Consider the following 19,998-nt stretch of genomic DNA (forward strand, 5'->3'; position numbering starts at 1 on the left):
CATCATTCCCGGTTCGTTATGCGGCACCTGATGCCGGCGCAAAAAAGAAAGCGGCGGGGCCGAAGCCCCGCCGCCGGATCTTGCTTGCGATGTCGTCCGCGACTTAGCGGAGCAGCTGCAGCACGCTCTGCTGCGACTGGTTGGCCAGCGACAGCGCGGAGACCGCGATCGACTGGCGGGTCGACAGCGCCTGGCTGTTCGCCGCTTCGGTGTTGGTGTCGGCCAGCGTCAGGTTGGACGAGCCGGTCTGCAGCACGTTGATCAGGCTCTTGTTGAAGTCCTGACGAACCTGCACCACCGAGAGGTTCGAACCGAGGCTCGAGGCTTCCGAGCGCAGCGTGCTCGACGCCGCGTTCAGGTTAGCCAGCACCTTGTTGGTCGCGGAGTTGTCGATGAAGTCGACGCCGCTGGTCAGGGCAGCGAGGCCCAGGCCCTTGGAGTTGTAGGTCACGCCGGTGATGCTCAGGTTCGACTTGCCGGTCTCGTCGAACACCAGCTTGAGCTGGTCGCCGTTCAACAGGTTGACGCCGTTGAACGAGGAGTCCTGCGCGGTCGTGTCGATCTGGTTCAGGATGTTGTTGTACTGAGACACCAGGTTCGCACGCGAGGTCTGGGCAACGGTGTCCTGGACGGGGCTGGAAGCCGTCGAGAACGTCAGTGACGAGGTCAGCGTGCCGCCGATCGCACCACCTGCGGCGCTCGAACCGATGGTCGAGGACGCGTAGTCGTTGGTGGTGGAGACCGTCAGCAGGCCGTTGGCGTCGATCGTCGCCGTCAGGTTGTTGGCCTGCAGCTTGGTGTTGAGCTGATCGAGCGTCTTGACCGTGCCGTTGGTGCCGTCGCCGAAGGTGACGTCAACCGCCGTGCCGCCGTTGAAGGAGGAGAAGGTCAAGGTCTTGCCGGCGATGCCGCCGATGCCGGAGGTACGAGCCGCGGTGAACGCGGTCGAGGTGCCGGTGTTGCCGGCAAGACCAAGCACGTTCAACGCGTTGCCGGTGCCGGTGATCGACAGATCGGCATTGACGCCGGTCGAGAGCTTCAGCGCGCCGGAAGCGTTGATCGACGAGTTGGTCTGGCCGGTGGCGGTCGCAAGGGTCGCGGTGCCGTTGGCATTGATCGTCGCGGTCTGCACGCCGGTGGCAAGGTCGATCGCCTTCAAGACATCGTTGACCGTGCCGGCCTGCAGGTAGACCGTCGAGTTGCCGTTGCCGTCGGTGAGGACGTTGCCGCTCGCACCATAACCGCTCGGAACGCTCGGAGCACCGGTCGAGCCCGGGACCGGCGCGTTCTTGAAGGTGATGACGTGGCCGTCGACGTTCAGCGTCGAGCCGTCCGCGATGGTCGCACCGAGCGAGGCCGAGCTCGTGGTCCGGTTGACGTTGACCGTGGCGTTGCCGCCGCCCACGGACGTCGTCAGGGCGAGCGCCTTGAGCAGGTCGGCCTTGCCGGTGACGCTCAGATCCGCGCCTGTCGAGCTCCTCAGCGTGACGGCGCCGCCGGCAACGGTCGAGGCGGTCTGGCCGACACTGGTGGCGATCGTCGCAGCACCCGAGCTGATGGCAACTGTCTTGACGCCGCTGGCCAGATCGATCGCGCTCAACAGATCGTCGACGGTCGCAAGCGTCGCAGGCGTGCCGGTGCTACCGAGATAGACGGTGGTATTGCCGCTGCCGTCGGTGACGAGATGGCCGCTGACGCCCGAACCGGAGGGGACACCGCTCGCCGCCGGCGCGACGCCGGCGCGGAAGGTGATGGTCTTGCCGTTCACGGTCAGGGTGTCGCCGTCGGCGGGCTGGGCGTTGCCGGCCAGGCCGCTGGCGCTCGTGCCGTTGGTGGCGATCAGGGTGATGGTGCCTTCCAGGGTCGTGGTACCGCCGGCGCCGGTCGTTGCGCCAGTGCTCGCGAAGACGCCGATGCTGGCGCCGAGCGTCGTGGTGCCGGTCGCCGCCGTGGTGCCGCCCGCCGCGCCGCTATAGAGCACGTTGCTGGATGCGGTGGCGCTGGCGAACGAGGTCGTGCCGCGCAGGTCGGCGGCCGTCGCACCGGAGATGGTGGCGGAGACGTTCGACTTGGTGGAGTAGCCGACCGTGGTCTGCAGCGCCTGGTTGGCGATCGACTTCGCAGAGTCGATCAGCTTCTGCAGCGAGGTGATGCCGGTGTTGGCAGCCTGCAGCACCTGCACGCCGTTGGCGATGCCATCGAGCAGGTTGTTGATGTCGCTGGCGCGGTTGTCGAGCGACTGTGCCGTGAAGAAGTTGGTGGGATTGTCCAGGGCCGAATTGACGCTCTTGCCGGTCGACAGACGGTTCTGCGTGGTGGCGAGAAGATCAGCAGTGGACTGGAGGGAGAGGAGGTTCTGGCGAACCGACGCGGAGAGGACGATGCCTGACATAACTCTGTTACCTTTCTGGTAAACGACGCAACTGTTACTCGTCTGCTTGGATCGAGAGTGACCCAGCGACCGGCGGACCGTGGCGCCGAGACCTCTAACGAAACATGAAATGAAATCCGTGCCTTTGCCGGGTTTCGCGTGATTCGGCCGGGGACGCCGCGCAAGATCGCCGCGCAGCCGCAAGGGTACGACCTTGAAAATATTGCGGTTTCCCGCGTGAACGGCTGGAATTTACAGCTCGTTAACTAATTCCGAGCGAGAATCACGTCTTAATAGGCCGCAACGAGCGCTCGGTTACGAAAGCGTTGATGGAGAACAGGCAATGGCCCTCAAGGTCGAGCTCAGACCGCACGAACGCATCATCGTCGGCAACTGCGTGATTACCAACACGGACCAGCGTGCGCGCCTCCTGATCGACGGCGACAACGTGCCGATCCTGCGCGAGCGCGACATCCTCACGCCGGAGACCGCGGATTCGCCGGCGAAGCTCGTCTATCTGGCGGTCCAGCTCATGTACATCTCGCCGGATCCGCAGAGCCAGCACGGCACCTATTTCAACCTGGTGCGCGATATCGTCACCGCGGTGCCGAGCGCCTGGCCGATCATCGAGGGCATCAACAACAACATCCTGAACGGCGACCTCTACCGGGCGCTGAAGGATGCCCGCAAGCTGATCGCCTATGAAGAGAAGCTGCGGAGCCAATTCGAGGCCACCCATCCCCAGACGGAAGCGGCCAAGGACGTGAGCTCCGCCGCCTGACCATCGACGCAAACGACAACGGCCCCGGATCGTCTCCGGGGCCGTTGTCGTTTCAGCCATGCACCAGTGCTATTGCGCCGCGAGCGGCGGTGCCTCGACCTCGATCATTCCGTCGGCGAACCGCCGGCTGCCGAACTCCAGCACGGCCGCGACCAGCGCGTCGATATCCGCCTCCTCGGTGCGGTGATTGACGATCGCGGCGCGGATCGCAAACCTGCCGTCCAGCGTCGTGCTCGAGGGAGCTGCTATTCCGGACTCCTGGATGTCGGCGACAATCTCGCGATTGACCGCATCATCGGCACGATAGCGGAAGCAGACGATGTTGAGGTTGACCGGCGCCAGCAATTCCAGCCGCGGTTCGGCCATTACGCGGGCCTCCAGATATCTTGCCAGCGCGCAGCTTCTCGTGATCGTCGCACCAAGCCGATCGGTACCGAATGTCTTCAGCGTGAACCACGTCTTCAGCGCACGGAAGCCGCGCGACAGATCGGGACCGAGATCGCAGGGCCAGACCGCGCCCGCCGCAAGCCCCCTCGCCTCGCGGCGCAGATAGGCCGCGGGCTGTGCGAAAGCCTGCCGATGCTGCTCGCCATCGCGCACCAGGAGGAAGCCGGCGTCGTAAGGCACTTGCCCCCATTTGTGGAAGTCGAGCGCAATGGAATCGGCGAGCTCAATGCCGCCGAGCAGCGGCGCGAGCTCGGGCGAGAAGATCGCAAGCGCACCGAAAGCACCATCGACGTGAAACCAGATGCCCTCCTCGCGGCACAGCTCTGCGATCGCCTTGAGGTCGTCGATCGCACCAATGTCGACCGTGCCGGCAGACGCCACGACCAGGAACGGCTTGAAGCCGACCTCGCGATCAACAGTGATTTGCGCACGCAGCGCGGCTACGTCGATGCGATGATCGGCATCGACGCCGACCTTGCGCAGCGCATCGGTGCCGAGCCCGGCGATGTCCATCGCCCTGGAGACGCAGCCATGCGCGGCCTGCGACGTATAGGCCGTCAGCACCGCACCGTCATTGCCGATGCCGTATTGCCGCGCCAGCGTGCCGAGTGCAGCCGTCCGCGCCACCAGCACCGCCATCAGATTGGCCATCGACGTGCCCGTGACGAAAATGCCGCTCGCACTGTCCGGAAACGCGAACAGGTGGCGCATCCAGTCGACGATCTGGCGTTCGACCTCGATCGGCATGTGGTCGCGTCCGCCGAGATTGGCGTTGAGGCCGGCCGCGAGCATGTCCGCGACCATGCCGACCGCGGTGCCGCCGCCATGCACCCAGCCCATGAAGCCGGGATGGACGTTGCCGGTCGCATACGGCGCGACGTGATCGGCGAATTCGCGATAGACCTCGGCGAGGTCGCTCGCCTCGCGCGGCACGTCGGCCCTGAAGGCCGCGCGGGCGCTATCAGGGATCGACTGCCAGACCGGGCGCGCCCGGACGTTGGCGATGCCGTCGATCGCATCGTCGAGCATGCGATGGGCGAGAGCGCGAAATTCGCTCCAGTCCTGCGGGTCGAGCGAGGCGTGCGCAACGGAGCTTTGCGCGTTGCGGATGATCTCGTTCATGCTGCACTCCCCTCGCCTGCTCTTGCATGCCGCGACAACATCGCCGAGAACGCCGCAAAGATCTTGCGCATCTGTGGCGGCTTGTAGGGAAACACGGCCGGCGAATCCATGTTGTGCACGACAGCGGTGTTGTCGGCCTCGAACACCAGGAGCTCGCCGCCCTGGTTCTCGGCGCAATCGACGATGAAATAATCGAGGCCGACGCGCCTGCTCATCTCGTCGAGCGCGCTTTTGTGGCGCGCGGCGAAGGCGTGATCGAAGTCGCGCATGAAGATCGCTTCTTCTGCCCGCTTCTCCTCGCTGAACGCCATGTAGGCGTTGAGATACCAGATGTCCCAGCGGTCGGCGATCGCCATGTGGCAGGCGTAAGGTTTGCCGTCGACCATCGCGAGACGATATTTGCGGTAGAGCCCGTCGGGATTCACATAGTCGACGAAGCGCGCGACGAAAAAATCCTGCTCATCACGCTCGGCAAGATAGGCTGCGAGCGCGGCCGCATCGTCGAGCTTGGCGAGTCCGACGCCGGCATGCGAGCCGCGCGGCCGCGCGATCATCGGAAAGCGCAATTCACCCGCGATGTCCCGGCAGGCGATCTGCCCTCGCGAAAGATCTGACAATTGCGCGCGCGTCGCGTGAATGGTCGCGGGAATATCGAGACCCGGCACGCCGGCCAGCAGCCGATGCAGCTTGTCGCGATCGAGGTTGCCGATGCGATCGGGACGATTGAGCAGCGGCCGCGGCCAGTGCGGCGCGGCCTGCTCGATCGAGGCGAGCGCCTCGCGGCATTCCTCGGAATCGGAGGCGACCACGATGGCAACGTCGTGCTCGGGCAAATTCTCAGGCAGACCGACGCCCTTGACAACGTAGAGCGTCAACAGCTCGATGTCGGAGCCTTCGAGCAGGAAATCGATCGGCGTGTTGCCGCCCATGTCGATGTCGGCTGCAAGCGCGAGCACGCGCAAGCCCGGCTTCGGAGCAGCGCTCGGCGTGCGAAACAATTGGTGGAAGCTCAGCACTTCCGACTGGATCGCAAGCCCCTGATCCTTGTCGCCGAGAAGCTGGGTGATCAACGACAGATCCAGCCCTTCGCCCGCCAGTGCGGTCCCCGCCGCGATCCGCGCCAGCAGCTGGTCGCGCAACGGATGCAGGTCGACACCTTCGAAGGCCTGGCGCGTCAGCTGCGAAAAGCCGATGCGATCGGCGTAGTTCGCCGCGGTCATGCGAAGCGGCGCGGAAACCGGATGCTGCATCTCACACCTCGAACGCGGAGTTTACCGGCGCGGCCGCGACCGCGCCACGGTCAAGCAGCAGCTCGATCTTTACCAGGACGTGGGCGATGCGATCGAGAATTTGCTGCACGTTGCGTTGCGCCTGCGCGATGTCGGGCGACCAGGCCTCGGTCACGAGCCGTGCGCCGACGCAGAGGCGCAGCACCGCCTGCGGTGCCTCGTCCTGCCGCTCCAGACGGACCGGCTGGCCGATCAGGCAGCGCTGCACGGCGACCTGCCGGTCCGCCGCACTGCCGCCGATCGCCTCGTTCATGTCGCGCGCCAATGCCCGATGAACGGCGGCGGTCTCGGCGATCGAGACCGGCTTGCCGTCGCGCAGCAGGATGAATGGAAAGATCGTGGTTTGTGCAAATTCCTCATCATCCGCGCCGGCAGTCCCGATCGCGGATGGAACGGGGCGAAGCGACGGCGACAGCGCGATCATGCTGTCGATGCCGACGGCGAGCTCGGCGAGTATCTCCGCGCGGAAAGCCCCGGGCACCGTGTAGTAGCGGCCGATCTCGGCCAGCGCCGCTTCCCAGCGCAACCATTGACCGAAATTCGGACGGCGCTCGAAGCGCGAACGCAGCGCCGTCCAGGCCACCGGCCAATCGCAACGGCCGGCATAGTCGAAGATACCAGGCGCGATCCCCTCGACCCGGTCGAGCGACCGCGAAAGGCCCTTCGGCACCAGCACCGCGCCGCTGAAGGCCGGCCCGCCGAAGAATTTGGAGCCCGTCATCAGCACCATATAGCCGCGGTCGAGATAAAAGCGCAGCCGGCGGCGACCGAGCCGGGCCTGGCAGGCGTCGACGACGATCTGGACCTTGCGCGGCCAGCGCCGCGCGATCTCGTCGAGACAGGCCGCGCTCGGTGCGCGCCAGCCGAGCTTGGATGCATCCATGATCTGGAGCAGCACGGGCGCGCCTTGCGCGATCGTGGCCTCGACCGCACGCAGCACCGCGGCATCCGTGTCCGCGCGCATCGCAATCCCGGGCTCAGTCGCGAGCAGCGGCAATGCGAGACTGGCGCCGGCGAGCCCGGCAACCGCACCGTCCTTGCGAACCGCAAGGCCGCTCGCCGTCATGGAGCTGAAATGGTGCCCGCGGGCGGTATGGATCGTCCCGCTTCCGGTCTGGTCGGCGCCTACCACGATCGTCACCGGCGGCGCCCCGAGCACCGCGCGCGCCAGGAACAGGGCATGGAGCTGGGAGTCGGTGCCGGAGGGCGAGAACACGACGTCGACGCGCGGCGAGAGCTGGAGATGGCCGCGCAGCTCGTCCCGCATGTCCTCGCAGCGCGCATCGAAGGCGATCTCGACCTCGTCGAACAGGCACTTGTGCATCAGCTCTTCGCGCGCCAGCGCGGCACGGTCGTAAGCCACTTGCGAGATCGTCGATGCGGTCGAGGAGGCGAAATTCCAGATCTCCGGCTCCGGCGAAGCCGCGCAGCCATAGCCATTGACGCGATCCCTGGCGTCGAGCGCCAGCCGCGGATCGCCGCCGGAGACCAGCAGCGTGTCCAGTGGCGTGAAGAGATCGCGCAGGCGATAACGCGAGCCGCCGTCGGGGGCGCGCTCCTGACCTGACAGACGGGATGCGCCGGCGCTCATCCCGGAACGCTCACGCGGCATCGGCCGCAGCCGCCGGCGCGAATTGCGAGGCGATATCGCCGTGGAACACCGACGGCCCGACGTGATCGAGCGAGCTCTGGATGTCGGCCCAGATCTCGCCGCCGATATCGGTCCAGCGCTTGCAGAAAGCGAAGTCCTCGGACAGATACGTGCCGGTCGCCGGATCGATCATGCATTCGAACAGCGCAAACCGGTTCTGGCTCGCCGCCAGCGTGTCGTGCGAATGCTCACGGAAGAACTGCAACGCCGCATAGTCCGGATGACGGCACATCGCCTCCAGCGCCTGGCGCCGGATCATCAGGAAGCCGGTGCCGGCATAGCGCACCCGGGTGAAACCGTTGACCACGACGATGCGGTCTGGATCCTCGATCTCGAGCACGTAGTCGAGCGAGGCGGCCGGCACGTCGGTGCGGCCCGACTGGATCGCCCGCGCGGCCTTGTCCCAATTGACCCGCTTGATCGGATAGCAGCCGGCGACGACATCCGCGCCGCATTCGATCAGCCGAAACACCTGCTCCGGCCTGAAGCCGATATCGGCGTCGATGAACAGGAAATGCGTCGCCCTTGGATCGTCCAGGAACATCGCGACCAGATTGGCCCGCGCGCGGGTGATCAGCGCATCGCCGTCGCGCAGCAGCACCTTGAGCTCGAGATTGGACATGCCGTGCACGGCGCGCTGCAGCGCGAAGATCGAGCTCGCATAGATGCTCGACACCTGCCCGCCGAAGCACGGCGTTGCCACCACCAGTTGCATCCTGTCCGACATCGGCAGCTCCGCCCCGCTCCAATCCTCACCAAGAGGTAAAGAGGCATGGTTAACGGCGCCTTAACGCATCCTTACAGGAACTTGACGAGCGAGAGCTGCGCCAAGTTCGAGGTCACCTGATAGGACGCCTGGAGCGCGTTCTGCAGCGCCAGCAGCTGGCTCGCGACCTCGTCCGGCGAGGCCGATTCCGCCTGGTCGATGATGGTCTGGAGCTGCGCCTTGGCCTGGGTCTGGCGCGTGCTCGCGTCCTTCATCGTGTTCTGGGCCATCGCGATGTCGGTCTGGATGTCCTCGATGCGCTGCTGGCCGGGCTGCTGGGTCAGCGCCTGGGTCGTGCGCAGGCTCAGCGCAGCGACCTGCCCGCCCGAATACTGCCCGGTCGGCGAGGTCGAGAAGGTCCCGAACACCGCGATCGCCTGCAGCTGCCGGCGGATCGCGTCCTCGTTCGCCTGGGCGCCGTACTGCACCGTGACGGAATCGTCAACGCGCGCCATCGCGGTCGAGCGCGCCGAGCCGGGCCCGTCATTGCCAAGATACCATTCCACGGTGGTGGCCGAGCCGTTGACCAGCGTCGTCGCCGAGCTCGCGGGCGAGGATCCGACCCGCAGCGGCGGCTGGGTGGCGGTCACCGGCGTCGCGCTGAAACCGAGCGAGCCCAGCGCGCCGGTATTCGAGCTCGTGATGTTCAGGCTCGCCGCATCGTCGGTGTTGATCGTGATCGAACCGCCATGGACCGTCGAGGGCTTCGACGTCCCCGTGATCTGGTCGATCTTGCCGAGCAGGTTCTGGATGCTGTCGGTGACGTTGAGCTGGTTGCCGGTCGCGCCCGAACTGACGAAGGTCAGCGTGGTGCCGTTGACGGTGATGGTGTCGCCGGCGACGAAGCCCGGCGAGATCGAATCCGAGGGGCTCGCCCCGGACAGCGCGGTCGCGCCGGTCACGGGCGCCGGCGGCGCCGCCTGGTTGCTGACGGGCGTGCCGATCGCCGAGCTTGCGGTGTTGAAGAAATTGTCGCCGGCGACGATCGCGGATGCCGCCACCAGCGAGGTGTTGGCGAGCTTCGTGATCGCGGTGTTCAGCGCGGCGTTGAGGTTGTTCGCGGTGTTGGTCGGGTTGACGGGGGTGCTGGCGTCGATCGCGAAGCTGCCGAGCGGCGTCGGCGTCGCCGTCGACGCGGTCAGATCGATCTGCTCGGTCGAGCCGTCCGGCAGCGTGAACTGCACGCTCAGCTTGTCGCCATTGTTCGGGTTGACGCCGTTGAGATCGACCGAGAACGACACCGGCGAGCCACTCGGGCCGGTGATGGTCGCGCCCGTCAGGGTCGAGGATACCGCCTTGAGCTTCAGCCCGAACGGCGATCCGGCGGCGTCTTCCGACACCTGGATCGAGCTCGGCGTCGGCTGCGTCTGCACCAGGCGGCCCATGCCGTTGGCGCCGAGGTCGGCGGCCTGGCGCTCCGCCATCACGGTCTTGAACCCCGCCTGCGTCGTGGTGCCGTTGATGATGTCGCCGGCATCCGCAACCGACTGCGTATTGACTGCGGTTCCGGAGAACAGATAGCGGTTGCCCGTCTGCGTGTTGAGCACGCCGACCATCGAGCCGAACTGGGCGGCGGCGGTGTTCTGCGCGATGGTCTGGCCGTTGACGTTGAGATCCTGCGCGGTGTTGGCCGCGCCGGTCTGCACCGTGCTGCGGATCTTGGTCAGCGACTGCAACGCGGTGTTGGCGAGGTTGATGCTGACATTGACGTTGGTGATCGTGTCGGTATAGGCGGCGATGTTGGAGAGCTGCGCGCGCCCGGCGATCGCAAAGCCCTCGTTGGTGCCCATCCCGGAATAGTTCTGCGACAGCTTGCCGGTCGAGAGCTGCGTCGACAGGTCGGTGAGCTGCTGATTGATGTTGCGGATCTGCGAGCCGAGAATCGACGAAGAGTAGTTGATGCTGCTGATCGACATGTTTCAGAGCCCTGTTACTTGTTACACTTGAGCCTGGAGCAACGTATTCATCATGCTCTGCACCACCGACATGACGTGGGCGTTGGCGGCATAGGCATTCTGGAGCTGGATCAGGTTCGACATCTCCGAGTCCAGATTGACCTTGGAGGTCGAGTCGAACTTGGCCTGGAGCGTCGAGACCACGACGCTCTGGCCCTGCTGCAGCTGGGTGGCCTGGGTCGCGGAATTGGCCTGGACGCTCAGGAACTGCTGCAGATAATTCGAAACGCTGCCGGTGAAGGGCTGGCTCGCCGAGCCGAGACCGCTCGCTGGCGAATAGGAGAACACCGCCGAGGTGAGCTGCGAGTAGAGATAGTCCGAACGCGCGGTGTCACCCGAAGGCGTCACCGGCGAGGTGTTGTACACCGACATCCGGGTCGGATCGGAGACCAGCTGCGTGTTCACGGCGATGCGTCCGGCAAGGCCGGTCATCTGCGAGCCCGAGGCGGTGATCGCGCCGGTGTAGAGCGCCTGTCCGCCGTCGGTGAACAGCGGCAGTTGCGGATTGCCCGAGGTCAGCGACGAGATCGTCTTGGTGATCGAGGATGAATTGACCTTGGCGAGGCCGCTGTTGTCGTCCGTGATCCGCAGCGTCGTGGCGGTCGCCGGCGACGGCGCGGCGGAGAACGTCAAATGCGAGGTGGAAAGCGCCGTGTTGAGTGCCGAAGCGATCGCGCCCATGCCGCCGGAGAAGTTCACGCCGATCCGCATCGGGTTGGCGTTGGCCGCGTTCTGCAGCGGCAGCGCCGCCGGGTCGGTGACGTTGACAAGGGTGACCTGGCGCTTCGTGTTGGTCGCCGTGTCGGTGTAGGTGAAGGTGGCGGTGTTGCCCGGCAGCGCACCGGCAAGGTCGATGTCGAAGCCGGCCGGCGGGCCCGACACCGTGGTGCCGGCGGTGGTCTTGTCCGACAGCGCGCTCGACATCGTGGCGGCGAGCTGGTCGATCTGGTTCTGCGCCTGCACCAGCGTCTCGTCGCGCAGCTTCAGATCGGCCGCGATCTGGCCCGAGGAGACCACGTTGTTGGCGACGACGTCGACCTTCGAGCCGTTCGGCAGCACGATGTTGAGCGCGCCGACGCCGGACTTGGCCGGATCGATGTTGTAGAGCGAGGTCGCCGACAGCGCGCCGGCGGAAGCAAAGGTGAATTGCGAGGCGAGCCCGGCGCCGACGAGCTGGATGCCCGTCGTGGTGTAGATGTTGGCCTGGTTCGAACCGTCGGTGGTGACGCGCACGTCGACATATTTCGACAGCGTGTTGATGGCCTGGTCGCGCTGGTCCATCAGCGTCGCGGCCGAGGGGTCGTTGGCCGACAGGCCCTGCAGCTTGGTGTTGATGTCGGCGATCTGCTGCATAGCGACGTTGGCCGCTTGCGCCGAATTGCCGAGATCCTGCTCGACGTTGGAGCGCAGCGACTGGATGCCCTTGGTGGTGACGTTGAGCTGCGTGGCCAGCGCCTGCGCCGCGCCGAGCGCAACGGTTTGCGCCGATGAGGCGCCCGAGCTGGTCGACAGCGCTTGCAGCGCCGTGGTGAACTTGTTCAGCGCGGTTTCGAGCGTGCCGCTGTTGCCCGGCGTGCCATAGACATTCTGAAGCTGCTTCAGGATGTTGGCCATCTGATTGGCGTAGCCGCTGCCGCCGGTCTCGGTGCGCAGCTGATTCAGCACATAGGTGTCGAGCTCCCGGCTGACGCCGGTGGTCATCGCCGTCGAGCCGAAATCGCCGGTGGTGACCTCGATCTGGTTCGGGGTCTGGACGACGTAACCCGGCGTCTGCGCATTGGCGACGTTCGAGGAGACGATCGAGAGCGCGGCCTGGTTGGCACGCAGACCGCTCATCGCACTGGCGAGGGCTGAACTCAAACCCATGTTACTTGCCGCCTTTGGTTACGTTACGCGCCGATCAGCGCAACACGTTCAAGAGGTCCTGCACCATCGAATTCGCGGTCGTGATCACCTTGGTGTTGGCCGAATAGGCCTGCTGGGTCACGATCAGCTTGGTGAATTCGTCGGCGATGTCGGTGTTGGATCCCTCCAGCGAGGAGCCGCTGATGGTGCCTGAAGCGCCGTCGATGGCATCACCCGACTGCTCGGTCGCGGCATAGGCGCCGCCGTCCATCGCCTTCAGATAGTTGGTGCCGTTGAAGTGCGACAGCTGAACCTGAGCGAGGTTGAGGTTCTGGCCGTTGGAGAAGGTGCCGACCACGATGCCGTTGTTGTTGACGGCAACCGAGCGAAGCTGACCGGCGGCATAGCCGTTCTGCGTGATGGTGTTGATGGTCACCGCGCCGCTGGTGCTGGCATATTGCGTCAGTCCGCCCGAGGAGATGTTGAAGGCGACCGAGCCGAGCGACTGACCGCTGACGCTGACGTTGTTGATGGTGATGCCCGAGCCGCTCGGCGAGGTCAGCGAGCCGTCGCTGGCAAAGGTGAAAGTCTGGCCGGTATTGACCCAGCCGACGGTCGTGCCGGTCGCGTTCGGATCGGTCTGGTAGAACAGGTTCCAGCTATCCGAATGACCCGCACCCAGCGAGGCGCTGTCGGTCTTGGCCCAACGCAATTGCAGGTTCACCGGCGTGCCGGCGGCGTTGTAGGCGGTCACCGCGCCGCCGCTGATCGATTCCTTGGTGAAGGTCGCGATGTCATTGCCGATCACGCCGCCGGTGCCAGCGGTGCCACCGCCGTCGCGGTTCTTGGTGATGGTCGATGTGAAGCCGAGCGCCGAGAAGGCAGCGCTGTTGGAGCTGGACACCGAGAGGTTGGAGACGGTGCCGGTGTTCAGCGTGATGACGCCGCCGCTGCTGACCGTCGATCCCGAGGCGCCGGAGAGCGCGTCAATCTTGCCGAGCAGAGTCGTGACGTTGTCGGTGGTGAGGATCTGACTGGCGCTGGGAACCGTAGGCGGCGAGACGAAGGTCAGTGTCTGGCCGTTGACGGTGATGGTATCGCCGGCGGCGAAGCCGGACGAGAGCACCTGGGCGCCACCGGCGGTTGCGCTGCCGCTCAGCACCGTTGCCCCCGAGATCGCGGGTGAGGACAGTACGTTGCCGCCGCGGGTCACGCTGCTGATGCCGAGCGCGGTGGCGGCGGTGCCGCTGCCGACCGCCACATCGGTGCCGGTGCCGGTGGAGATCACGATGTTGCCGCTCGCGGAGAGCGAGGCCGTGACGCCGGCGCCGCCCGCGGTCTGGATTCCGTTCAGGATGTCCGCGACCGTCGCCGTCGTGCCCGCGCCGAGACCGATGGTGGTGTTGTTGCCGACGGTCGAGACCGTCGTGCCGCCGTTGAACGTGATGGTGTTGCCATTGATCGTCAGCGTCTGGCCGCTCAAGGCGGTGAGGATGCTGGAGGCGAGATGCGTGCCGACCGTGTTGTCGAGCGATGTGGTGGTCGAGGCCACCGCCGCCGAATTGTTCTGGAGTGCGACCGTGCCCGTGCCCGTCGTCGACGAATAGGCCGAACGGATGTTGCCGGTTGCAGCCGCGCCGGACACCATTGCGTTGGCATAGGGTGCGGGAGGTGTGCCGACCGGCAGCGGGTTGGCGGCGAAATCGGACGGGTTCAGCCCGCCGGCCGCCAGCAGCGTGCCGCTCGACGCGGTCGTTTTCGCCACTGTGTTCGGCTGCGTCGGCAGGTTCGCAGCGTACTGGATCGAGGTGGTCGCCTGCGCCGGAATGAAGTTGTTCTGGAATTGCAGCACGTTGGCCACGCTGCCGGTCGGGTTACCGGTCTTCGGATCGACCGTGACGCCCATCAGGTAATAACCGGCGCCGTTGACCAGATTGCCGTTGGCATTGAGCTGGAAGTCGCCGCGCCGCGTGTAGTAGGTGACCCCGGTGAAGACAGGCACGTTGTCGACGACGCCGCTCGCCTTCTGGATCGAGAAGAAGCCGTCGCCGGTGATCGCCATGTTGGTGGCGACGGTGGAGCCCGAGATCGTGCCCTGCGTGGTGATGGTGGCCTTGGCGTTGGCCGTCACGCCGCCCGCGACCTGCTTGCTCGGGACCGAGGAGTCGGGGATGAGATCGACGAAGCTGGTGCCGATGCCCTTGTAACCGGTGGTGGATGAGTTCGCGATGTTGCCGGAGATGTTCTGCAGCGCGTAGGACTGCGCCTGCAGGCCACCCACCGAGGTGTTCATTGCATCGAAGATACCCATAACTTTGTCTCCAAATCCGATCTCGGCGGCGGGTCGACATGGCCGCAGTCGGAGGAGACAGTCGCAAGGGCTATGCCAATGCGGGTATTCTCAGGAAATCAATGACTTAATGAAAAAGCCCCGGCCTGACGACCGGGGCACATTTGCCGGGACCGGCAACAATTGCCGGGACGTGATGTCATTCCGGAGCGGTTCGCAGGACCGAATCCGGAAGTTCGAGATTCCGGATTCGATGCTCACGCATCGCTCCGGAATGACGAAGGGAAAGACCTAAGTCGCCGAGGCCGCCGCCGGATGGAACACCAGCCCGAAACCGTCGATGCAATAGCGCAATCCGGTCGGCTTCGGACCGTCGTCGAAGACGTGGCCGAGATGGCCGCCGCAGCGCCGGCAATGCACCTCGGTGCGCACCATGCCGTAGGCGCGGTCCTCGGTCTTGCCGACATTGCCCTCGATCGGCTGGTAGAAGCTCGGCCAGCCGGTGCCGCTCTCGAACTTGGTCTCGGAGGCGAACAGCGGCAGGTCGCAGCCGGCGCAGGCGAAGATGCCTTTGCGGTGCTCCTTCAGCAACGGGCTGGAGCCGGGCCGCTCGGTGCCGTGGTTGCGCAGGATCTCATATTGCTGCGGCGTGAGCTGGGCGCGCCATTCAGCCTCCGTCTTCGTGATCTCGAACTTTTCCGCGGCTTTCTCGCCAGCCTCGGCGGGCGTTCCTCTCAGCCAGCGGAAGGCCCCGAGGCCGAACAGGCCGGCGGCAGTCGTCAACAGGATGCGTCGATCAAACATCTCATTCTCCGTGCGCGGGCAATCCACGCCCTGAGATACGGGCTTCTGTCGGCCAAAGTTACACGTCCGGGCGGAATTTCTCTCAAATTATTGGGAGGCGGCGCCATCATGCGAGGCCGGTTCCACGGCATGCTCTGCCTCCCGGACCGCGCGTTTCGGCGGCGGGGCCGGTCGCGGCCTGACGCCGGGCGGTGGGCGGCGCGGACCGGTGCCGGCGGCCCGATTGGCTTCGGCAAGGCGCGCCTCGCGCTCCCTGTCCTTGACCCTGGCGCGTTCGCGGTAGCGGGCGAGCGAGCCCGCGGCGGCAGAACTCGCCCTGCCCCAGATCCCGACCAGCTGGCCCGCGACCCGCCCCGTGGCGCCGCCCGCCCAGACCAGCTCGAACGGCGAGAACAGCTTCCAGCGCTCGTCGCCCCACAGGATGCTGCGCGCGATCATCTGCCCGGCCATGGCCGAAATGTTCATGCCCTGGCGGCCGAACCCGCTCGCCACCCAGAGGCCTTTGCGCAACTGGCCGATCTGCGGCATGCCGTGCACGGTCTGGCCGGTGGCGCCGCCGAACATTTCGCTGATCTCGACATTGCCGAGCTCCGGAAAGATCGTGCGGATCCGCCGCCTGACGCTGCCTGCAAAGCGCTGCGGACGCGCGGCCCAGGTGGTCTCCGGGCTCTCCCACATCAGCCGGTCGCCATCGACGATGCGGAAATGGTCGACCCCGTCGGAATCCATCACCGCTCCCTTGAAGGCGATGATCTCGTGCACGCGTTCGCCGAGCGGCGCGGTGGTCCCGGCATAGCGCCAGACCGGCAGCAGCGTCTCCGACAGCCGCCGCAAGGGCGCGCCGAGATGGATGTTGCCCGCGAGCACGATGTGGGTGGCGCGCAGCCGCGCCGACGGCGTGACGATGCGTTTGCGGATGCCGGAATGATCGATGCTGACGACCGGCGTGTCCTCGAAGATGCGGGCGCCGGCCCGCCGCGCCAGCGCCGCAAGGCCGTGCACATATTTGCGGCCGTCGACCTGGAATGCTTTGGGATAATACACGCCGTGGAAATAGCGATCGGTCTTGAGCACCTCGCGGACGCGATCGACCTGCCAGCCCTCGGCCTCGGTGTCGAAATCCTCGTTCAGCATCTGCAACCGGCTAATCAGACGGTCGCCGGCATCGACGTTGGAGACCTCGAGCACGCCGTTGCTCGGGGCAATCCCCGGCATGTTCTCTTCCGTGGCGTTGGCCCGGACGAACTCGGCCCCCTCCTTCGACAGCGTCCACAATTCACGCGCGTCCTCAAAGCCGATGCGCTCGATCAGGTCGGTGAGCGGCAGCGCAAAGCCCGGCATCACGGTGCCGAGCTGGTTGCCGGAGGCGTTCCAGCCGATATGACGGCCCTCGAGCACCGCGACACTGGCCCCGAGCCGGGCTGCCTCCAGCGCGATGGAGAGCCCGGCAAGCCCGGCACCGATGACGCAGATGTCGGCGTCGAGATCGAACGACAGCCGCACACGGTCGCGAAAGCCGGCTTCTTCCTGGGACACGCTTGTGAAAGTCTCGCTCATGTCGTTTTCTTAGAGCATGATCCGGAAAACTGTGCAGCGGTTTTCCGAACAGATCATGCTCGAAATAACAACCTTAAGCACGATGACGATTCGTTCTAGTCTCATCGCGCTTTACACCTGCCAGGCGCTTGTCACCTTGTCCCCGCCCGCGTCTGTACATTATCCGCGACCGTAACGATTCGAGAATGCCATGCGCCGTTTGATGCTGCTGCGTCACGCCAAGACCGAGACCGACGCGCCGAGCGGCCGTGACCAGGACCGACGGCTCGATGATCGCGGCCACAAGGATGCCGCCCGGATGGGCGACTGGATCGCTGCCCATCCGCCCTTCCCCGAGACCGTGCTGGTGTCGCACGCCGTCCGGGCCCGGCAGACCTGGGACATCGCCTGGGAGGCGATGAAGGACCGCGTCCCGACGCCGCAGGTCGAGATCCTGCCGGAACTCTACGGCGCCGATCCCGCGCAGATCCTGGACTCCATTCGCACCGCAACCGCCCCGGCCAACCCGAAGCGATTGCTGCTGGTCGCCCACAATCCCGGCATGCACGAGGCCGCCTTGATGCTGATGGGCGGCGGCGATCATGATGGCGCCAGGGCGCTCAGCCACAATCTGCCCACCGCGGGGCTTGCGATCTTTGACTTTGACGTCAAGGATTGGGGTGACGTGGCCTACCGCCGCGGCAAGCTGGTGCTGTTCACCAGCCCCAAGCTGCTTCGATCGGGATGATCGCGACGGCCGGGAAAACGTGCTGACTGGAAGATTTGGAGGCGCAGATGTTCAAGTCCATCCTCGTGCCCATCGACCTCGCCGACACCGACCTCGCCAAGCCGGCGATCGCGACCGCCGCAACGCTGTCGCAGACCTGGAGCGGCCAGGTGCGCCTGCTCAACGTGCTGCCGATGACGCCGGTGATGCTGGCCGAATACGTGCCGGCCGACTTCGACGAGCAGCAGCGCCAGACCTCGGAAGAAGCCCTCGCCATCGTCGCGCGCGAATCCGGCATCGAAGCTTCCCGCATCTCCAGCGTGGTACGCCAGGGCGGCATCTATCACGAGATCCTGGAAGAAGCCGTGCACATGAAGGCCGATCTGATCGTGATGACCTCGCACCGGCCGGCAATGCGCACCTATTTCCTCGGCTCCAACGCGGGGCATGTGGTGCGCTACGCGAAGTGCTCGGTGCTGGTGGTGAGGCATTAAGGACTGGATCGATTCCCTTGTAGCCCGGGTGAGCGAAGCGACACCCGGGGACCGCTCGCGCACGAATCCTCGGACGTGGTCTCGCGGCAGAGTGCGACGAACTGCTAACGGACGTCTAAGCGGTGCGGATTTGGGCAGATGGCATCAGGGCCCGCAAAACAAGATCAGCTAAAGCCCTATGATGGATCTGTGACCGTACTGTTCGAACCTCCTGCGGCGAAGCCCTCAGACATGCCAGACGAACTCTCGCGTTTCAAATCCCTGAGTTTGTCGAAAATCGACAATCGTTTTAGACACCAAGCGACGAGGCCAATACGATCGGTGAAGTCGTATATGCCGCGCTCTTCTGATTTCGCCGTTCTGATTGCGGGATCGATAAGCTCGGCAGGAGCTCCGCGCCTATAGCAGGCCCGAAATAAAGCCGAAAAAAACAGATGTTAAATGCTCAGGCGGAGTTACGTTTTCAAGTTCATCCGGAGACATTGTGACCGCCTGGTTGTTTCGGCACTCTGATCAAAACGCCGCTGCACGATCCTCTTTGCAACGTCTTAGCCCTCACCCCACGGCGTGCGCATCCGAACGTCGCTCCTCGTCGTTTGCCAATGTGACGGGCATAGACTTCCCACCGCATCTAACACCATGTCAGCCCTGCATAACTATTGCAGATTACCGGAGCCGAATAGTCCGGAATCACGCTCAACCCGGGCCAGATTGCCAACGCAGCGATCGCCCACGCGAAATAGAGCGCGGGACTGCCTTCTTAGTTCATTGTGACGTTGGACAGATGGCACATGTCTGTCTAGTTGTCATTGAGGCCGTAGGGTTGGCGCGTGTGCAGCCGCTCCTTCCAATTGCTTTCGAGCCATTGAACTTCTTCCGGCGGCATCGTGGGCGAAACGAGTTCCAGGATGGTGAAACGAAAGTTTGTTGGGTCACGCTGCCGCAGCAATCTATTCCCGCCGTGCCCGGATGCTCCATAGTTTCGCCACCTGCCTAAGAGGTTTTCCGATCCATACGCGGACCCCACGTAGCCCTTCGCATCCGAGCTATCAAAAATGTAGTAGATACCCCGCCACTCGGCGAGCTTCGCCTGCCAACGCTTCGGCAAAATACTTAATTGGCTCCAAGTAAGGTCTAGCTCGTTCCATTTCTGCATCGCTGTATCGAGCGCGCTGTCTTCGAGAACAGCGTGAATGGACATCCGATTGCGATGGGCGCGCCGCCACCAAGATCGCTCGGGGGGCGGCCAGTCCACAATCAATTTGCCCTTCCATTCAGAATAGAAGTCCAAGGGCTTAAGGTCGAACCAAAGGCAAGATCGGCGGCCACTCACAAACCCACGCATTCCCAGCTTCTTTAGCTCAGCATTCGCCGGGATGCGCCAAAACTGCTGCTGAGTGAGAGGTCTTGGTTTTCCGATACCATATGCGGCGATGAATAATGCTTTGCCGGAGCCGTAGCGGATGAATGAGGCCACATGACTAGCTGACAGCAAGACCTTCTCGATCCTCTCACTGTGCGCCCTTTGGTAGGCGTTGAATAGGTCAGGCCGGTCGGCTGCCAAAAGAGGAAAGATCTTATTCAGTTCAGGCTCGGTGGGACGGTGCCGAAACACAACAACGCGACTCGGGTCAATACCTCTTCTCAACAAGAGCTCGTTCAATTCCATGTGCCCGATCCATATTAGCGTGTCCGAGTAAGGCACAGTAGATCAAGGCCTACAGCGTTTTCTGCCGCGCAAATGGTGTTAGGGCCGTTATCCACGGGGAATGATCGTCCGTTGAGCCGTTTCCACTCGCTGCAGAGATCCATCGATTTGTTGAGCATACGATCCAACAGAGCTTCCGCCGAACAAAGTCGGAATTCCACGCCGAAGCCGTCGAATTTTGCCGCGCTGCCGCTGGGCTTGGGTGTGCTCGG

14 protein-coding genes are annotated in these 19,998 nt (G+C 64.7%); 3 read left to right on the forward strand and 11 right to left on the reverse strand.

All coding sequences use genetic code 11. The features are described from left to right. Positions 1-103 precede the first annotated feature (103 nt). A complete protein-coding gene (locus GGD62_RS07890) occupies positions 104-2,392 on the reverse strand; it encodes a DUF1522 domain-containing protein (protein WP_183707865.1) in 2,289 nt (762 codons plus the stop codon). Between the two features lie 322 nt (positions 2,393-2,714). Here GGD62_RS07890 and flbT point away from each other — a divergent pair, with 322 nt between their 5' ends. Beyond that, entirely contained in the window at positions 2,715-3,152 is a 438-nt protein-coding gene (gene flbT, locus GGD62_RS07895) for a flagellar biosynthesis repressor FlbT (RefSeq protein ID WP_028144338.1), read from the forward strand. A gap of 69 nt (positions 3,153-3,221) precedes the next feature. On the opposite strand, the gene GGD62_RS07900 is transcribed toward flbT, so the two are convergent. The 9 genes from GGD62_RS07900 to GGD62_RS07940 all read right to left on the reverse strand — a co-directional run bounded on the left by GGD62_RS07900 (position 3,222) and on the right by GGD62_RS07940 (position 16,878). Beyond that, positions 3,222-4,721 (reverse strand): aspartate aminotransferase family protein, encoded by a 1,500-nt coding sequence (locus GGD62_RS07900; protein WP_183707867.1) that lies wholly within the window; start codon positions 4,719-4,721, stop codon positions 3,222-3,224. Beyond that, positions 4,718-5,971 (reverse strand): hypothetical protein, encoded by a 1,254-nt coding sequence (locus tag GGD62_RS07905; RefSeq protein ID WP_183707869.1) that lies wholly within the window; start codon positions 5,969-5,971, stop codon positions 4,718-4,720. The genes GGD62_RS07900 and GGD62_RS07905 overlap by 4 nt, the downstream gene beginning before the upstream one ends. A gap of 1 nt (position 5,972) precedes the next feature. Continuing rightward, on the reverse strand, positions 5,973-7,622 hold the full coding sequence (locus GGD62_RS07910) for a hypothetical protein (protein WP_183707871.1): 1,650 nt from the start codon (positions 7,620-7,622) through the stop codon (positions 5,973-5,975). Beyond that, complete coding sequence (locus tag GGD62_RS07915; protein ID WP_183707872.1) at positions 7,612-8,388, reverse strand: hypothetical protein; 777 nt, start codon at positions 8,386-8,388, stop codon at positions 7,612-7,614. The genes GGD62_RS07910 and GGD62_RS07915 overlap by 11 nt, the downstream gene beginning before the upstream one ends. Before the next feature lie 71 nt (positions 8,389-8,459). Next, positions 8,460-10,343, reverse strand: coding sequence for a flagellar protein (locus GGD62_RS07920; protein WP_183707875.1), 1,884 nt, complete (start codon positions 10,341-10,343; stop codon positions 8,460-8,462). A 21-nt stretch (positions 10,344-10,364) separates the two neighbouring features. Beyond that, entirely contained in the window at positions 10,365-12,248 is a 1,884-nt protein-coding gene (flgK, locus tag GGD62_RS07925; protein ID WP_183707876.1) for a flagellar hook-associated protein FlgK, read from the reverse strand. Positions 12,249-12,282: 34 nt separating this feature from the next. Beyond that, positions 12,283-14,538 (reverse strand): flagellar hook-basal body complex protein, encoded by a 2,256-nt coding sequence (locus GGD62_RS07930; RefSeq protein WP_018317300.1) that lies wholly within the window; start codon positions 14,536-14,538, stop codon positions 12,283-12,285. Positions 14,539-14,808: 270 nt separating this feature from the next. Then, on the reverse strand, positions 14,809-15,321 hold the full coding sequence (gene msrB / locus GGD62_RS07935; protein ID WP_179737791.1) for a peptide-methionine (R)-S-oxide reductase MsrB: 513 nt from the start codon (positions 15,319-15,321) through the stop codon (positions 14,809-14,811). Between the two features lie 87 nt (positions 15,322-15,408). Continuing rightward, a complete protein-coding gene (locus GGD62_RS07940) occupies positions 15,409-16,878 on the reverse strand; it encodes an FAD-binding oxidoreductase (protein ID WP_183707878.1) in 1,470 nt (489 codons plus the stop codon). A 190-nt stretch (positions 16,879-17,068) separates the two neighbouring features. Between GGD62_RS07940 and GGD62_RS07945 the strand changes: the two genes are divergently transcribed. After that, on the forward strand, positions 17,069-17,605 hold the full coding sequence (locus GGD62_RS07945; protein WP_179737787.1) for a histidine phosphatase family protein: 537 nt from the start codon (positions 17,069-17,071) through the stop codon (positions 17,603-17,605). 47 nt (positions 17,606-17,652) lie between these two features. Continuing rightward, positions 17,653-18,078 carry a universal stress protein gene (locus GGD62_RS07950; RefSeq protein ID WP_026201824.1) on the forward strand — a complete coding sequence of 142 codons (426 nt, stop codon included), beginning with the start codon at positions 17,653-17,655 and terminating at the stop codon, positions 18,076-18,078. A gap of 799 nt (positions 18,079-18,877) precedes the next feature. Here GGD62_RS07950 and GGD62_RS07955 read toward each other — a convergent pair. Then, entirely contained in the window at positions 18,878-19,747 is an 870-nt protein-coding gene (locus GGD62_RS07955) for a GIY-YIG nuclease family protein (RefSeq protein ID WP_183707880.1), read from the reverse strand. Positions 19,748-19,998: the final 251 nt, after the last annotated feature.

The sequence above is a fragment of the Bradyrhizobium sp. ERR14 genome (assembly GCF_014198235.1).
GTDB lineage: Bacteria > Pseudomonadota > Alphaproteobacteria > Rhizobiales > Xanthobacteraceae > Bradyrhizobium.